Consider the following 15,916-nt stretch of genomic DNA (forward strand, 5'->3'; position numbering starts at 1 on the left):
AGAATGAGAATAAAATATAAAATATATTCGGAACAACTGTTACATATTTTATTTGTTTCATAGATATTATTATATATGAAAATTATGTGAGCTTTTTAATCTTAGAACAATAATAAAAATACGAAAAGTAATGAACACGATAATGATGGTGAATTATATAAAGATATTGGGAAGGACAAATGTAAGTGATATTTGTATTTCATTTGTTAGGGGTTGTTTTGTAGTTTATAAACATTCTGTTGTTCAGTTAAAAGTGTTGTTTTCTCACTTATTCAGAGGTATTTTGTGTTCATATAAGTTTCCATACAAGATTATTGCGGAATCTTGTTTAAAGATATTGATAAATCAAACGGATATCCCCCCCCAAAAAAAAAGAAGTTGCAATAATTATTGCATTTGTTTTATAAATATAGCAAAGTAGTAGTAATATGAAATTTAAATACCATATAGTTTTACTTTTGGCTCTATGTTTCTGCTTGGAAATGAAAAGTCAGACAATTGCTGTTAAAAGTAATTTGTTATATGATTTAACATCAAGTATAAATGTAGGTATCGAGGTAGGTCTTGCCCCGAAATGGACTTTAGATGTCACGGGGCAATTTAATGCGTGGACTTTCTCGCACGACCGCCGCTGGAAACACTGGGCAGTGCAGCCTGAGGTCCGCTATTGGCTGTGTGATCGTTTCGGTGCGCATTTTTTTGGTGCGCATTTACATGGCGGGCAGTACAACATCGGCGGCTTTGACGGCAAAATCAACATGTTGGGAACGGATGCCCGGAAACTGAAAGATTCTCGTTATCAAGGCTGGTTTGTAGGTGCAGGCATGGCATACGGCTATGCATGGATTCTTGGTCACCATTGGAACTTGGAGGCGGAAATCGGATTCGGCTATTCCTATACCCGTTACGATAGGTTCCGGTGTACGGGATGTGGGAAAAAGGTAGAAACGAACAAGCCGCACCACTACGTGGGTCTCACCAAAGCGGCCATTAATATGGTTTATCTATTCTAAATAGCAACGAACATGAAAAGGACGATATTCATACTGGCAACCTTGCTGGGCATAGGAAATATGTCCGGAGCGGTGGCGCAAAACAGAGAAAACATTATACCCGGTGTTTCCATCGAGAATTTCGATATGAACCGTAACGGCAAATACCTCACCGTCGAGATGGATGTCGATTTGACCGCACTTGACGTGGACGCCAATCGTGCCGTACTGCTTACTCCGCGATTGGTCAACGGTGCGGATTCTTTGGACTTGCCGTCGATAGGTATTTACGGACGCCGTCGGTATTATTACTATGTACGAAATGGCATAAGCACCATTTCGGGCGAGTCGGAAAAGTCATTCCGATTATCGAAAAAACCAGAACGATTGGAGTATGACAACCTTGTTTTCTACGAAGACTGGATGAATGGAGCTACGCTAAAGGTACATCGTAGCGACTGGGGATGTTGTCAGGCAATACTGGCAGAATACGAAGGCGAGCTGGGAAGACACCATGAGGCGTTTTTCCCGGAATTGGTATTCGTGCAGCCCAAGGCAGAAGTCATGAAGAGCCGCTCGTTGTCCGGCTCGGCATACATCGATTTCCCTGTGGACCAGACGGTGATTTATCCCGACTACCGCCGGAACACGGTCGAATTAGGCAAGATTCAGGCTACCATCGACTCCGTTCGCAATGACAAGGACGTCACCATCACTTCCGTGTGGTTGAAGGGGTACGCTTCGCCGGAGAGCCCCTACAAACACAACACAGAACTTGCTATCGGACGTACCGCTGCGCTCAAAAAACATATAGGGCAGTTATACAATTTTGCGGATAACATCATCCAAATTGATTACGAGCCGGAGGACTGGGTCGGCTTGCGCCGTTTCGTGGAACAATCGAACATCGACCACCGTGCGGAGATTCTGGTTTTGATAGACAGTAACATGGAACCGGATGCCAAAGAGGCGAAAATCAAACGCACTTACCCAGACGAGTATCGCTTCATGCTGCAAAATTTCTATCCTGCTTTGCGCCATACCGACTACCGTATAGACTACAACATCCGCACGTTCAGCGAAGCGGATGAAATCAAGCGCATCATGGCGGAGCAGCCGCAGAAATTGAGTTTGAACGAGTTTTATTTCGTTGCCGGAAAGTATGAACCCGACACAGACGAGTTCACAGATGTCTTCCAAACTGCGGTGCGCATGTTCCCGAATGATGAGATAGCCAACCTGAACGCAGCTAATGCCGCCATCCGTCGTGATGATTTCGGGACGGCACGCAAGTATCTCGACAAGGCTGGTGACACCGTCGAGGCTGTTTATGCACGTGGAGCACTTGCCGTGCGGGAAGGAGATTACGACACGGCACGCCGCTACCTCGGCAAAGCGAAAGAGATGGGACTGGAACAAGCTTCAGCTACTTTAGCTGAATTAGACGAAAGAGGATATTAAATAACCATTCATAAAAAAAATATAAAAATGAAAGCATCAAAATTATTTTTGAGTTTGTTCGGAATAGCGATATTCAGTGCATGTTCCGAAAATGAGCTCCCAACTGCAAATGATTGGGAAAGTGAAAAGGATGGGCACTTCTTGGCCGTGGAAATCGTAAGTCCGTCGTCGGCCATGCCCAGAGCAGGGGAACCGGGAGACAATGACTTTGAAGAAGGCTTGGGCTCTCCAGATGAAAATAAGGTTAATTCTTTACGCTTCTATTTTTTTGATGCATTAGGGAATCCAATCAGCGTTAATTCTACAGGGTACAATTATCTGGATGTAACTCCAATACCTGAAGAAGATGGTAAGGATGCGCCTAATGTGGAGCAAAAGTTGAAAGCCGTTGTCGTGGTTAAGCCGACAGATAAAGCCAATGTAGCTTCCATGCTTGCCGTTGCCAATTTCGACAATTCAGGGCTTCTGGATAGCAGAAATTATAGTCGCGAGGAGCTCGCCGCATTGGACGGTGATTATAGTGCCGTGAAAAAAGACGATAATCCCAATTTCATGATGACAAGTTCAACATACGCAAATGAAAGCGGGCAAGTTACCCGTGTCATGATAGATCCTTCCAAACATCTTTGCAATTCGCCGGAAGAAGCCATAAAGAATCCCGTCGCTATTTATATAGAACGCGTGGTGGCAAAAGTGAGATTGAAAACCGCTTGGAGAACAACGGCAGCATCCGGTAAAGTCCAAATGGAGGTCCGTGACATAACATACAATGGAAATAGCTATACAGCAATCAAGGCCAAAGACAAAGAAGGAAACGTTATTAAAAATAACGACCAAGATGTATATATCCTTTTCACTGGCTGGAATGTTACCGGTAAGGCCAACAAATCTTATCTCATCAAAAAAGTGAATTCCACAACCGCTTGGTCGGGGTTGACTGGTCTTTGGTTCTGGAATCATCCGGCTTACTACCGTTCTTATTGGGCTGTGAATCCTAACGACGTTCAACTTAAATATGATAACTATACATCCATCAATTTGGGAATCGGAACCACACCTACTTATTCTTATTGTCTGGAAAATGCGGCAGACGGAGAAAAGGGATTTTCATTAGGAATGAAGGCCTCATACGATCCCAAGACACAGAAAAGTAACCGTACTCAAGTAATCCTTGCTGCAATTTTGGTGACGGTGAACGAATCTAACGAAGCGACTCCTATCAGTTTGGCTAAATGGGGTTATCAAGATTATACTGAAGAGGAGGTGAAGACTTCAATGTTGAACCTTGTAAATCATAAAATTTATGTAAAAGAAGAAAACGAGGGTGGTACAACATATAGAACTATTAAATTGGATGAGGTGAGATTGGTCTCTGCCTTGGACGCGGGAAAAGATGTTAATAACGCAGAAGCTGATGAAAGATTCCTAAGCTATCTAAATTTAACAGAGACGGCGACTACAAATCTGAAATTCTATACCGATAATACAGGAACCAAGGAATTGACAAGCAGTCAGGTAAACTCCATCCTTTGCGATATGCCCGGAGCTAAGGTCTGGCGTGATGGTCAGACCTATTATTATACGGATATCAGACATTTGGGTCAAAATGCCAACAATGTAGGATATGGCTATTACGGCGTGGTACGTAACCATATATATGACATTTCTTTGAATTCGGTTACGGGTCTGGGTACCCCAATCTTGAATCCGGATGAAAATGTCATTCCACAGAAACCTGAGGATGACAAAGACATTTTTGTGGCCGCACAAATCAATATTCTCTCCTGGCGTATAGTGAAAAACGATACCGATTTGGAATGGTAATTCAAAAGATAAGCAACTAAAAAGGTGGGGGGACGATCCAGGGAAATCTTTTCCCGCCTTTTAATCCTTTCCCCTTGCTTTTATAAACAAAAAACACCGGCGTACCGGTGTAAAGAGAGGTGCGCTCTCATGGAGAGCTTCGCGGAAGTACTCCCACTTGATATGGAAACTCTTTGCGGAGTAAGCCCTGCAATTAATATATAGAATAAAAGAACAAGGAATATAAACGGCATGAGAATAAAGACTTTTATACAGAGAAAGGTGATACGTATGCTGTTGGCAGTGATGTCGTTGGGAGCTCTTGTGTCATGCGACGATTTCGTTTATGACTACGAAGGCGATTGTTCGGTGTACTACCGGCTCAGATTCCGCTACGACAGGAACCTGAAGTGGGCAGACGCTTTCGCCAACGAGGTTTCATCGGTTCATCTGTATGCTTTTAACAAATCAGGCGTACTGGTATGGCAGCGGGAAGAACAGATAGCTCCGTCGACGGCAGAAGACTACTCGATGTTCCTCGACCTACCCTCCGGCGACTACCGGCTGTTGGCATGGTGCGGTCTTCGGAACGACGGCGAGCGTGAGGAGTCCTTCTCCGTGCCCGAATCCCTTGTCGGTGAGACCCGCATCGAACAGTTGCAGTGTGCGTTGAACCGCCAGCATGACGAGTCCGGTGCCTACAGCAAAGAAAGACTTTATCGTCTCTTTCACGGCACTTTGGATGTGTCGCTGCCTTCTGACGAGGACGGAGGCAGTTACGACTATACCATGTACCTGACCAAGAACACCAACCATATCCGTGTCATACTGCATCATCTATCGGGCGAGGATGTGGATGTCAATCAATTCAACTTCCGCATAGAAGACGAGAACGGGTTGATGGCTCATGACAACGAGTTGCTGGAAGACGAGAATATCACCTACCGTCCTTGGAAGCTGCAGAACGGCGAGGCCGGTCTGGGGAAAGATGATCCCCGTGCCATCATCCATGTAAAGGGTGCCATCGCTGACTTGACCGTGGGACGCATGATGGAAACGCATCGTGAAAAGATGTTCCTTACCATCACTAACCAAGAGGGCGGGACTGTGGCCCGCATCCCGGTAATCGACCATGCGCTACTGGCGAAGGATTATTACGAGGAGGAGTACAAGCGCATGATGACCGATCAGGAGTTTCTAGACCGCGAGGACGACTATGTGATGACATTCTTTCTCGACGAGAATAACAAGTGGATTAGCAGCTACATACTGATTCACTCTTGGCGGGTGGTGTTGAATAACGTTGAAATAGAATAATCAGGAAAAAGGATTGGACTGATGAAACCGAACATTATACATAGCATTGCAGTCTGCCTGGCGGCATTCGCACTGCCTTTTATGGTGGCGTGTAGCAGTCAGGAGGAATCCTTACCGGAGGACACTACGGAAGCTGTTCTGTATTTGAATATCGCTACCATGGGACAAACAAGAGCGAGTACGACGGAATTGCCAAATAATGAGAAGATGCAAAGTTTGCGCGTTGTAGTCTTACATGAGAATGAAACGGTGGAACATAACCGGTACTATTCGCTGGAAGGTGCGCAAGTACAGAAATACATCTTACTTAAGGTAAAACCCAACGAAAAGAAAAAGATATTCCTTTTCGCTAACGAAGAGAGCGTGTCCAAAGTAGAAGGTGTAAATGTAGCAGGTAAAAATCAAACTCTGACCGCGTTCTTCAACAGTTATACAGAGGGTGCGTTCAGCTTTGAAGCTGCGGTGAACGGTCTTTATTTCGCTCCGGATTACTCGGACGGAAAACCCATCCCGATGTCTTCCATGTACGAAATAGATTTCCCTAAAAAAGGAAATTTCGATGGGACGTTCTACGTGGTACGTGTTGCCACCAAGTTCACGATGAACTTTATGAATTGGCGTGGAGAGGAAGTAAAAGTAGACAAGTTCACCATAGCGTACCATGCCGACAAGAACTTTCTGATGGCACATGTCAATGATAGCGAACAGAACAGGAAACTCTTCAACGGAAAAACTTGGATAGACTGGTTGAAAGAGGTTTCCGATGCCTCGTCCGAAGATGACGATTATGCCACTACAGAAGCTGCCGGCTGGATGAAAGACTACGAACTGCCGGCACAAGCGAATGAGGCTTTCACCTATACCCACGGAACGGTTACCGTTAGAAAACCGACAGTGGATATAGACAACCCCGATAACTCGAAACCGGGTGTGGCAAAGAATATTCCCGTTTTCTACCTGCCCGAAAGCAAGAATCTCAAGGCAGGAACAACGGATGGCGAGCAGGAATACACCTTAACCATTAATATAGATGGTGGGACGAAACCTTTCGTCCGCAAACTGCCCAATTTGAAAGCACTTTTCCGCAACACCCATGTCGTGGTGAACATAACCATGTATAATAGCAACGAAATCGTAGTGGATGTGATTCCATATAGCGAGGTAAACCTTGAACCGGAATTCGGATTATAAAACAAAAAATAATAGTATATGAAGCATTTTGTACGACATATCATTCTCTTCCTGATGATCTTAACCGTTACAGGTTGCTATGACGAATTTATGAAGGAAGAAACCATAGGTGAAGGCAAGGCGAGTATATCCGCTACGCTGGACTTCAAACCCATGTCCTCGGCACTGAGCCGGACACGGGCTGCGGGAGATGTCTTAAAGGATATTAGTAGTTTACATGTTTTATTGTATGATTACGATACAAAGGAATTAATAAATGAGTCCAAGTGGAAGATAGAAGAATATTCCGTGTCCGATGAAAAACGTACGGATATTGATGCGGAAGCAAATCCAAACGGCGAACACCATACAGCGGAAACAACCACCAAACGCGCCACTTTCAAGCTGCCGGAGGAAATCAACTTCGGCAAATATTATATGTATGCCGTAGCGAACATCCCCGACCTACTTACAAATACCGCTTATTCTGAAGCCATAAAAACAGTGGACGGACTCAAAAATATTCCTCTCACATGGGATTCCAAAAACGTGGCTAACAATGCCCAGATGATAGGCTTTTTTACAAAAAAATCTGCTCCTGCTCTATCAGCGGACGATGAGTCTCTTGTAGTGAATGAAAAAAGCGTAAAACTCCATGCGTGGCTACGCCGGGCGGCTTCCAAAGTGACCGTGGCATACGACGGTAGCGCATTGAAAGAAGGAGTGTTTATCTATCTCCAATCCGTGCAGATTAAAGATATCCCTTCGCAATGTTATTTGGGAAAGGAAAATAATGTGGGAAAAACAGGATACACCTTGGATGTGCCGGAAATCGGACCTGATATGATTGATGGAGAAATCATCACTTATCACGAAGGAGATATATCGGATAATTTTGAATACGGAGAAGACTGTATAGACCATCGTGTCACGGTAGGTAGTCCCCATTTCGGTTCTCACGAAGAAACAGCTCCCGCACTGTACTTTTACGAGAATATGCAGGGGGCGGATAGTAGTATGCCCGATAAAAGACAGGATGCAGACGGTAATGGGATATTGGATTTTCCCGGATTGCCAAACAAACCGGATAAATACCCTGATTACCGCCTAAAAGATAGTGTACTTTACGGGACATATATTGAGGTACATGCGCACTATATCTCCAACAATTCTGAGCGATTGGGCAACGGGTACATCATCTATCGTTTCATGCTGGGACAGGACGTGATAAAGGATTATAATGCCAAGCGTAACTGCCACTATAAGTTGACATTGAAATTCAAGAATTTCGCCAACGAAGCAGATTGGCATATAGAGTATGAGGAACCGGAGCCTGGCGTGATGACTTCCGAACCTTATTACATTTCTTATCTGTATAATCATTCTATGATGTATCCCATTAAGGTGAATACTGGTGGTCGAAAGATAGAATACATAAAAGCGGAAATCGAGGAAAACAACTGGGCACCCCATAATGCTGGTGGCGATATTTATTATACGGGTGCTCCGAATGGTGTTGCAGCACCGTGGAACGGTTTCCTGTCATTACACAAGACAACGGAAACTGTTCTATATAAAGATAGTATCGTCTCAAATAAAAACTATTATTATACAGCACCAGAACGCGGTGTACGTGAATTTAAGAATTTTACTTTGAATGAGGGTAAGACATCCGAAGAGTTTACGACTGATGGTTCTGTATGGAACGATAAATACCGTGTAGAAAAACATCCTACGGAAATAAATACATTTAATGTTTATATTCCTATGTACACACGCGCTAAGCAGATGATATCAACGACAGGATACACTGGAAACAATCCTTATGTGGCATACCAGAGAATGGCGAGGGTCAAGATTACAACTAAGTTGGAAGGATTGGATGAATGTTTTTACAATGAAGTTCCGATATACCAGGTACGTCGTGTTGTGAATCCGAAGGGCATCTATCGATCTTCCGGAAATAATGAGTCGTTTCATGTTGTGTTGAAGCGATTGCCGGGAGAGGATGAACAAATGTTCAAAACATTCCAATCTGAAGGTCCTTGGAAAGCCTATGTCGTCAAGAAATATAACGGGGATGGAATCACCCTGTCGGTAACATCGGACAAAACAGAGTTAAAGGATGATCCGGACTATGAAAAAGCCATATATGGTAAAACCGGCAGCGAGATTGACTTTAGTGTGGATTTTTCCGGGAGCTCGTTAGAGAACCGTTACGCTATTATCCGTGTGGAATATCACAATTATACCTGCCAACATTTGATTTTCGTACGGCAAGGTGACAAACCTGATGATTTGGTTCCAGGTGGCGTGAAGTGGTATGCCCAAAATATGAGGACTTCGACGGTGCTGGCTTCTGCTCCGTTGGACGAAGGGTCGCTATTCAAATTCGGAAATTGGGATCAGCCGATAGACGCATTGAGCAATAAAAATCCGTTCGAGCCATGGATAAACCTTAATCCGGAGAATTTTAAAGTATATCCGGAAGATGGTTTGACCAAAGCCGGAACTAAAGAGAAAATGGAGTGGACAAAAATTACTAATCTTGGTAAGGACAAAGAGTTCGGTAATCCTCAGATGAAAAACGCTAGGGTGGCTACAGCTGCAGACTTTTGGGAATTGAGGAAGGACGGCAGTCATGTTGAGCAGGGATACGGTGTATTGTACGGAGATGATGCCAAGGAAACGGCTGATGATATCGTAGATGTTTACGGCTATGACTATGAACATAATACGCAGGGACGTGGAATGAGAGGCTGTTTCGCATATAACAGCGAAACAGGCAAAAGTGTGTTCTTTCCTATAGGTGCCTCCGGCTACGGACATAGAAAACAAAGCTATACTGCCACTTGGGGAGATCCTGAAATCCTCAATGGAGTATTGAGATATGCTGCCGGCCGAACAAAATTATATCCCGATCCTACAGAACGTCCGTTGTTTTACGATTTGTACAAACGACCGGGTGCTATCTATTGGTTAAATGCGGAGATTCCTAAAGACCAATTTACGAAGACGGATGGTGCTAGCTTAGGATGGGATATAAACTATTTCTCATTCGATTTCAATTTTATAAGTACGGACAACCTGATCAGAAGCGGTGGCTCGGATGCTTGCTTTGTGCGCTGCGTAGTAGATCCATAATCCTGGAGAAGAACCGAACTTCTAATGGAATGAACAAGTTATCGCTCCATATCTTATATTTAATATGGCATTAAAAGAGCAAAATGTAACTTGATAAAAGGCTGCAAACTGGAGATGGAGGCGAAGTATCATCCCGCACTGGAGTTATACACGACAACCGACCTGTCTTGTGGCGAAATATGTTGGCAGTGTGGGGTGTCTCTTGAAGGATTCTCCCGATATGTCAGAACATACCATCGTCATCTGATGCTGGAGCGCAATGGCATTAAATGCAATCCGGAGGAAGCGGCAGCATCAAGATAAACCAGCGACGAGGGCAGCGTCCTGAAACACACGCCAAATACGCGGATGCTATAGCTCGGCTGAAAGAGGACGGACTGACTACGGCAAAGGTTGCAGCGGAGTTTGGTCTACATCCTGAATGCTTTAGACGATACCTGAAAGAGCATGAGCCGGAACTGCACGCTAGTTTGGGAATGAAAAAAGCGGAGAACGGCAAAATGGTATCGCATAAAAGCATGGAGAAATACAATAAGCAAAACACATTTAATCTGAATATTCTAATTTCGCATGAACGGCATCGGAAACTGGTGTAACAAATGAAAAAGACAGATTAAAATTACACTATATTATGGATTATATACTCTATTGGTTCTCTACGAAAATAATCGGATGCCTATTCTTGAAAAAGATTTGTTAAGAAAAGCTCTGAAGGCTCCAAATTTTAGTGATGATACCTATGTTAATAGTTCGTTAAACATTTCATTTACATTTATGCAGCAATTGCTGCAAATCTGATTCCTTCCTCCCACAGCCTTCGATTTATTTCTTCGTCCGGCCTGATCCCTAACACAGAAATAAATCGTTGCATGAGGAACATATTGTGGCACAGCACTTTTACTGATGCCATTGATAGGACTGTCCCTTTTTCTATCGCTTTGACTTTAGCCAGATTAACACTAGTAAGCGAAGCGTTAAAATGAAAGTGCAATTTATTCAAGTCGCGACTCTGGCAGTCGGTTAATCCAGTAAATTGTTTTCCATCGCGATAGCAAAATACGATTTGAAAACGTGTTCTGTAATAGTCAATAATCTCTTTTGCTTCCATTTGGATATCAGTTGAAAAGTACAGTTTGCGTATCTTCCTGTCTGCACTCTCCCAAATACATAAACGAATATTTCTTTTCAAAGCAACAGAATTCACCACTGCTGACAGGATACGACCTTGCCCATTATCCGGGACAAGAACTTCAAATCTACCTTCATCCAGATTCTTTATATCAATCTTTCCATCGTATCGTTTAGGCCTACCCCTACCACCAGAAGGCGATTGTGTAGTCAGATATCGTAATGAAGCGTCATCCCGCAAGCGGCTAATGACATGAAAGCCCATCCGGATGGCACCGTTCACAAAGGGTGCTTTGGAGAAATAGGCATCGGCAACCACGTAACGGGTTATCTTCAAAAGAGATTCTTTGCGGACACGTAATACATGTAGGTACCAATCTACCAACGTCCAGTCCACTGTTTCCAATGCAGAGGGAGCAGGGGTCTGAACAGCTTCCAAATGCAAACAGGTGCGCAAATCCAAATCTATAACACCAATGCCTGAAATCTCCAAACCGTGTTTGGCTTTACCCGCACAGCCTGACCAAAAACGACCCAAATAGGGAGTGCATTTACCCGACTTACTGATATAGCTGGGGTCAAAGGCGATAGCAAGACGGGATCCCAAGTGAGATTTTACTAACGAGGAATTAAAAGACAGCCAGTCGAAACCTGCTTCAAACTGTTGCCGATAACGTTGCTCGTTATACTTACCGTAGCCGCCCAATTGAAGGAAATTAATCCGACCGGGAATTATCAAATATAAAAGTAGCACTTCAAGCATAGATTTTTCACGCCATTTGTTTATCTTCGCACCAGATTCAATCAGGCACACTTTGATGATCTCAAGATATTGGTCAAGTTCTATATGGTTCATTATAATTGAAGATGTGGTTATCCTAAATTTAATGAATTAGCAGGACTTGACCTACTTTTTTATGTTAATTCAAAACTTAACGAACTATTGTATGTGAATAAAGAAGTATTTTCATGTTCTGTATTGAAGCGTATAAGAGAAAATAATGAATATCAATTTTTGCATAGCTTGATAGATAATTTTGCGGCACGTAATGAATGTTTATAATCCTTTTTAAATCATATAGAATTTGAGGAGGTTGATAATATAGAACCAGTTTGGGTGTGTTATTGTGAGGATTGGATAATACAAAATTTACTGGAGAATAGAGTAATAAAAGAAAAGGTGAAAGAATATGTAACTAATGATACATTGGGAAAATGGAAGTTTGATCACATGTGGAAGTTATTATGATAAAAGGTACAAAAAAGGATATAGTATTTATATAATGTTTGTTTGGAGCTTTGTGCACTAAAATGTTTTTTCTTTGTTAATATAGAGGATTTTGTTTACCTTTCCTCTAAAAAGAAAAATCCCCAGCTCTTATATTCGTATGTAACTTACTTGTATCTAATTAATTATACTTATAGTCCGTAAATTTTCCCACAAAACGCCTAAGACGACAAGTGTTTTGTCGTCCGAAGTAATAAAGTTTGTTACTTTCCTCTTCAGCCTGAAAGGACTACGCCGGTGTCCAATCCCTCTATGGATACAATAATTTTGTAAACTCGCTCCTGTGGCAGCACAAAGGTAATTATGTTGTCGATAGAGGTATATCGGAAAGGTCTATCCGACCCATAACGATTCTAATGCCTGAATATCATTTTGCCATTCCGCCTCCTTTTCAAGACGCTTGAGGTAAACATCTATAAAATCCTCGTCTTTTGTCAGCATGTGCCATACCGCGACCAATAGCTTTCGGGCGATGGCTACTTGTATCTTCATCTTGTTCTTATGGCGTTGGGTGCATTGCACGTAGCTGAAGTTTGAGAAAAAGCAGTTTCGGGTTCTGGATGCGACTCAGGATATTTCAATCAATATCTGACGCAGGAATCGGTTCCCATGCGTCGTCCTGTTGCTCTTGACTTTATTGTTGCTTATATCATTGCGTGGTTTCAATCCACACCATCCTACGAGGTTTGTTGCTTTTTCAAACGGTTTCATGTCAGCCCCGGTCTCCGCAATTATAGCCGAAGCGGCGCGTTCTTTAACACCGGGGATGCTCTGTAGACGTTTGAATTGTTTCGGGAAGTGTTCCTGGCACATGGCAATGAGGGCATTCCTGCATTCTTCGATTTGTCGCTCGATTACCTCTATAAGCTCTGCGTATTGCTTTAACAAACAGATGTCTGCCTGGTGGAAGTCACCCGTTACGGCATCCTTTATGATGTTGCGTCCGTATTTACGCAGAGTTTTTCCATGAATGAGTTTCACCAGCTCCTCAGGGTCTGTTATACCGGTTATTATTGCACGGACGCACTTCTGATAGCTTTTTCCATTGACTCGGGATACATAGTTACTTAACCGAAAACCACATCGCTGTAAAGCAGCGTCCAGTTTATTGGTGTTATACGTCAGGTCTTCATTCAGGTCGAAGATGCGACGGTTATACTTGCGCATGTCCTGCACTGTCTTATCCGGCACAAAGCTTCCCCGAATCAGATTCTTCAACAAGCATTCCGCTATCCATTGAGCATCCTTCACATCACTCTTGCGACCGGGAAGCTGCTTTATAAAATAAGGGGTCAGTCCGAAAATCCTGTGGGTATGTTATGTTAATACGCGAAAGTAATCTATCTTTGCGGTTAGATTTTAACAACAACAATCCAATGAATTCTAGTCGCACCCTACATAAGTTACTACGAGTCATCTTCCCCGAAGTTTTAATGGAGTATTTTGAGATTTCCGGTTGGCATGACGACTCTGCCAAAATCGAAGTTTGGCTTGATGAAAAGAACTACCTGGAACGTTCCGATTACAAGAGTGGAACTGTGATTTCACATGGTTTTACAGATGAGAAAGTTATCCAGGACTTTCCTCTTCGTGGCAAACCGGTTTATCTCCACGTAAGACGTCGCCGCTGGTATGACAAGGCTAGCGGGGAAACGTTTTCCTATACCTACGATGATCTTACTGCCGAAGGGACGAAACTCACTCCTGAGTTCGTTGCTTTTTTAAAAGAAGAAGATTGAAACTACGGCGGCCAGTATAAGCTCCATAGCAGATGCTTATGGGGTAAACGGTAAACAGCTAGCTTCACAGTACAAGGAGTTTATCAGCGCATACAGAGAGTGGGACCAGTTGGACCATGCCACAGACTATGTCCTGTTCAAGCAGAACCTGGGTCCCAGCCTTTGTATTGACGAGACTTCCTTGAGCTGCGGAGAATTATATACTGTTGTCACTAACCGTGCGGGGCGTGGTGGCAGAGGCACCCTTGTGGCCATGATACGTGGCACGAAGTCTGAAGACGTCATCAAGGTGCTTGAAATGATTCATGTCTCCAAGCGCAAGACGGTCAAAGAGGTCACTTTGGATCTTTCGCCGACCATGATGCGGATTGTCCGAACGGCTTTTCCCAACGCCACTATGACCAATGACCGGTTTCATGTACAGAAGCTCTTTTATGAGGCAATTGATGAACTCAGGATTACTTATCGCTGGATGGCACGGGATCTGGAGAACGATGAAATTCAGCGGTGCAGGGAGCAGGGTATAGAGTATGTTCCGTTTCGATATGCCAATGGCGATACCCGTAAGCAGTTGCTGGCCAGGGCTAAACATCTACTTGTCAAGCATTTTAGCAAATGGACTGAATCCCAAAGAATACGTGCGGAAATCATATTCGAACAGTATCCGGAATTGAAATCAGTTTACGACTTGGCTATAGAGTTGACCAATATATATAATAAGCACTATGACAAGAATGTGGCACGTGGAAAGCTTGCCTTGTGGTACAATAAGATAGAAAAGCTTGGATACGGATGTTTCAGAACCGTAACGAATACCATGCAGAACTATTATGAAACAATACTAAACTATTTCGTTAACAGGGAAACGAATGCATTTGCAGAATCATTCAATGCAAAAATCAAAGCCTTCAGAGCACAGTTTAGGGGAGTCGGAGATATACCTTTCTTTATTTTTAGATTATGCAAACTAACTGTGTAGATTTAACATACCCACAGGATTTTCGGACTGACCCAAAATAAGGATTTATCCCTCAGGTTTTTACGTTGACGGGTTTTTACGTTGATCCCCAATTTGAGCTGGCGCAAACCATAGCTAAAAAAGAAAAAGGCACCCAAGAGTGGAAGCCTCTCAAATGCCTTATTCTTATCAAGTAGCGGGACCCGGGATTGAACCGGGGACCTCATGATTATGAATCATGCGCTCTAACCAGCTGAGCTATCCCGCCATCATTTCTCGATTGCGGGTGCAAAGATAGGTGTTTTTTTATAATCTCCAAAACAATTGAGCACTTTTTTGTGTTTTTCTATATGATAAAATCTTACTTTCCTTTTAATTAAGGAGGTTGAGGGTTAAAGATGGAAGATGTTTTAAATAAAGTGCTTGATTTATACTATGTATTTAGAAAAAAGTATTTATCTTGGCGCACTCAATACAATTTGAAATTGCTATGAAAAAAGAAAAAATTCATTTGGAGTATTTGCTAAATGCAACATCAAAAAATATTATTTGGACAGCTATTAGTACACCGACCGGGTTGGAGGACTGGTTTGCTGATAGAGTGGTATCCGACGACAAAGTTGTAGAGTTTCATTGGGGGAAGACGGAACAAAGAAATGCCGAGATTGTTGCAATTCGTGCTTTTTCCTTTATCCGTTTTCGTTGGTTGGATGACGAAAACGAACATGATTATTTTGAAATAAAGATGATTTATAATGAGCTGACAAGTGACTATGTATTGGAAATTACTGATTTTGCCGAACCGGATGAAGTAAATGACATGAAAGAATTGTGGGAGTCACAGGTATCTAAATTGCGAAGAACCTGTGGATTTTAGTTAACTTTCAATTAAAAATTTCCTAGGCTACTTTTTTTA

12 protein-coding genes, 1 tRNA gene and 1 pseudogene are annotated in these 15,916 nt (G+C 43.0%); 11 read left to right on the top strand and 3 right to left on the bottom strand.

Annotation, left to right across the window (positions count from 1 at the left end):
- The first annotated feature begins 428 nt into the window (after window positions 1-428).
- The 8 genes from CZ225_RS04345 (at window position 429) to CZ225_RS04375 (ending at window position 10,483) form a co-directional block, all read left to right on the top strand.
- Entirely contained in the window at window positions 429-1,013 is a 585-nt protein-coding gene (locus tag CZ225_RS04345; RefSeq protein WP_077153099.1) for a DUF3575 domain-containing protein, read from the top strand.
- A 12-nt stretch (window positions 1,014-1,025) separates the two neighbouring features.
- On the top strand, window positions 1,026-2,453 hold the full coding sequence (locus CZ225_RS04350; protein WP_077153100.1) for a DUF3868 domain-containing protein: 1,428 nt from the start codon (window positions 1,026-1,028) through the stop codon (window positions 2,451-2,453).
- A 27-nt stretch (window positions 2,454-2,480) separates the two neighbouring features.
- Window positions 2,481-4,277, top strand: a complete 1,797-nt coding sequence (locus tag CZ225_RS04355) for an Mfa1 family fimbria major subunit (RefSeq protein WP_077153101.1) — start codon at window positions 2,481-2,483, stop codon at window positions 4,275-4,277.
- A 270-nt stretch (window positions 4,278-4,547) separates the two neighbouring features.
- The gene (locus CZ225_RS04360) at window positions 4,548-5,573 is read left to right on the top strand and encodes a FimB/Mfa2 family fimbrial subunit (RefSeq protein ID WP_077155683.1); all 1,026 of its coding nucleotides are present in this window, start codon (window positions 4,548-4,550) and stop codon (window positions 5,571-5,573) included.
- A 21-nt stretch (window positions 5,574-5,594) separates the two neighbouring features.
- Entirely contained in the window at window positions 5,595-6,764 is a 1,170-nt protein-coding gene (locus tag CZ225_RS04365; RefSeq protein ID WP_077153102.1) for a glycoside hydrolase family protein, read from the top strand.
- A gap of 18 nt (window positions 6,765-6,782) precedes the next feature.
- The gene (locus CZ225_RS04370) at window positions 6,783-9,887 is read left to right on the top strand and encodes a DUF4906 domain-containing protein (RefSeq protein ID WP_077153103.1); all 3,105 of its coding nucleotides are present in this window, start codon (window positions 6,783-6,785) and stop codon (window positions 9,885-9,887) included.
- 90 nt (window positions 9,888-9,977) lie between these two features.
- Window positions 9,978-10,190, top strand: coding sequence for a hypothetical protein (locus CZ225_RS24190; protein WP_234982993.1), 213 nt, complete (start codon window positions 9,978-9,980; stop codon window positions 10,188-10,190).
- The gene (locus tag CZ225_RS04375; protein ID WP_077153104.1) at window positions 10,157-10,483 is read left to right on the top strand and encodes a hypothetical protein; all 327 of its coding nucleotides are present in this window, start codon (window positions 10,157-10,159) and stop codon (window positions 10,481-10,483) included. The genes CZ225_RS24190 and CZ225_RS04375 overlap by 34 nt, the downstream gene beginning before the upstream one ends.
- A 176-nt stretch (window positions 10,484-10,659) precedes the next feature.
- Here CZ225_RS04375 and CZ225_RS04380 read toward each other — a convergent pair whose 3' ends face one another.
- Entirely contained in the window at window positions 10,660-11,871 is a 1,212-nt protein-coding gene (locus tag CZ225_RS04380) for a transposase (RefSeq protein WP_077153105.1), read from the bottom strand.
- A 765-nt stretch (window positions 11,872-12,636) separates the two neighbouring features.
- Window positions 12,637-13,599: pseudogene (locus CZ225_RS04385) on the bottom strand (IS110 family transposase); the annotation flags it as partial.
- 80 nt (window positions 13,600-13,679) lie between these two features.
- On the opposite strand from CZ225_RS04385, the gene CZ225_RS04390 reads away from it, so the two are divergent.
- Together CZ225_RS04390 and CZ225_RS04395 are read left to right on the top strand one after the other, a co-directional pair.
- Complete coding sequence (locus tag CZ225_RS04390) at window positions 13,680-14,042, top strand: ISAon1 family transposase N-terminal region protein (RefSeq protein ID WP_077153107.1); 363 nt, start codon at window positions 13,680-13,682, stop codon at window positions 14,040-14,042.
- Window positions 14,043-14,067: 25 nt separating this feature from the next.
- Window positions 14,068-15,021: an ISAon1 family transposase gene (locus CZ225_RS04395; RefSeq protein ID WP_449374843.1), complete on the top strand. Its 954-nt coding sequence runs from the start codon at window positions 14,068-14,070 to the stop codon at window positions 15,019-15,021.
- 173 nt (window positions 15,022-15,194) lie between these two features.
- Here CZ225_RS04395 and CZ225_RS04400 read toward each other — a convergent pair.
- A tRNA-Met gene (locus tag CZ225_RS04400) sits at window positions 15,195-15,268 on the bottom strand.
- A 222-nt stretch (window positions 15,269-15,490) separates the two neighbouring features.
- Here CZ225_RS04400 and CZ225_RS04405 point away from each other — a divergent pair.
- Window positions 15,491-15,877: an START-like domain-containing protein gene (locus tag CZ225_RS04405; protein ID WP_077155684.1), complete on the top strand. Its 387-nt coding sequence runs from the start codon at window positions 15,491-15,493 to the stop codon at window positions 15,875-15,877.
- Window positions 15,878-15,916 lie beyond the last annotated feature (39 nt).

The organism is Bacteroides bouchesdurhonensis (genome assembly GCF_900155865.1).
GTDB lineage: Bacteria > Bacteroidota > Bacteroidia > Bacteroidales > Bacteroidaceae > Bacteroides > Bacteroides bouchesdurhonensis.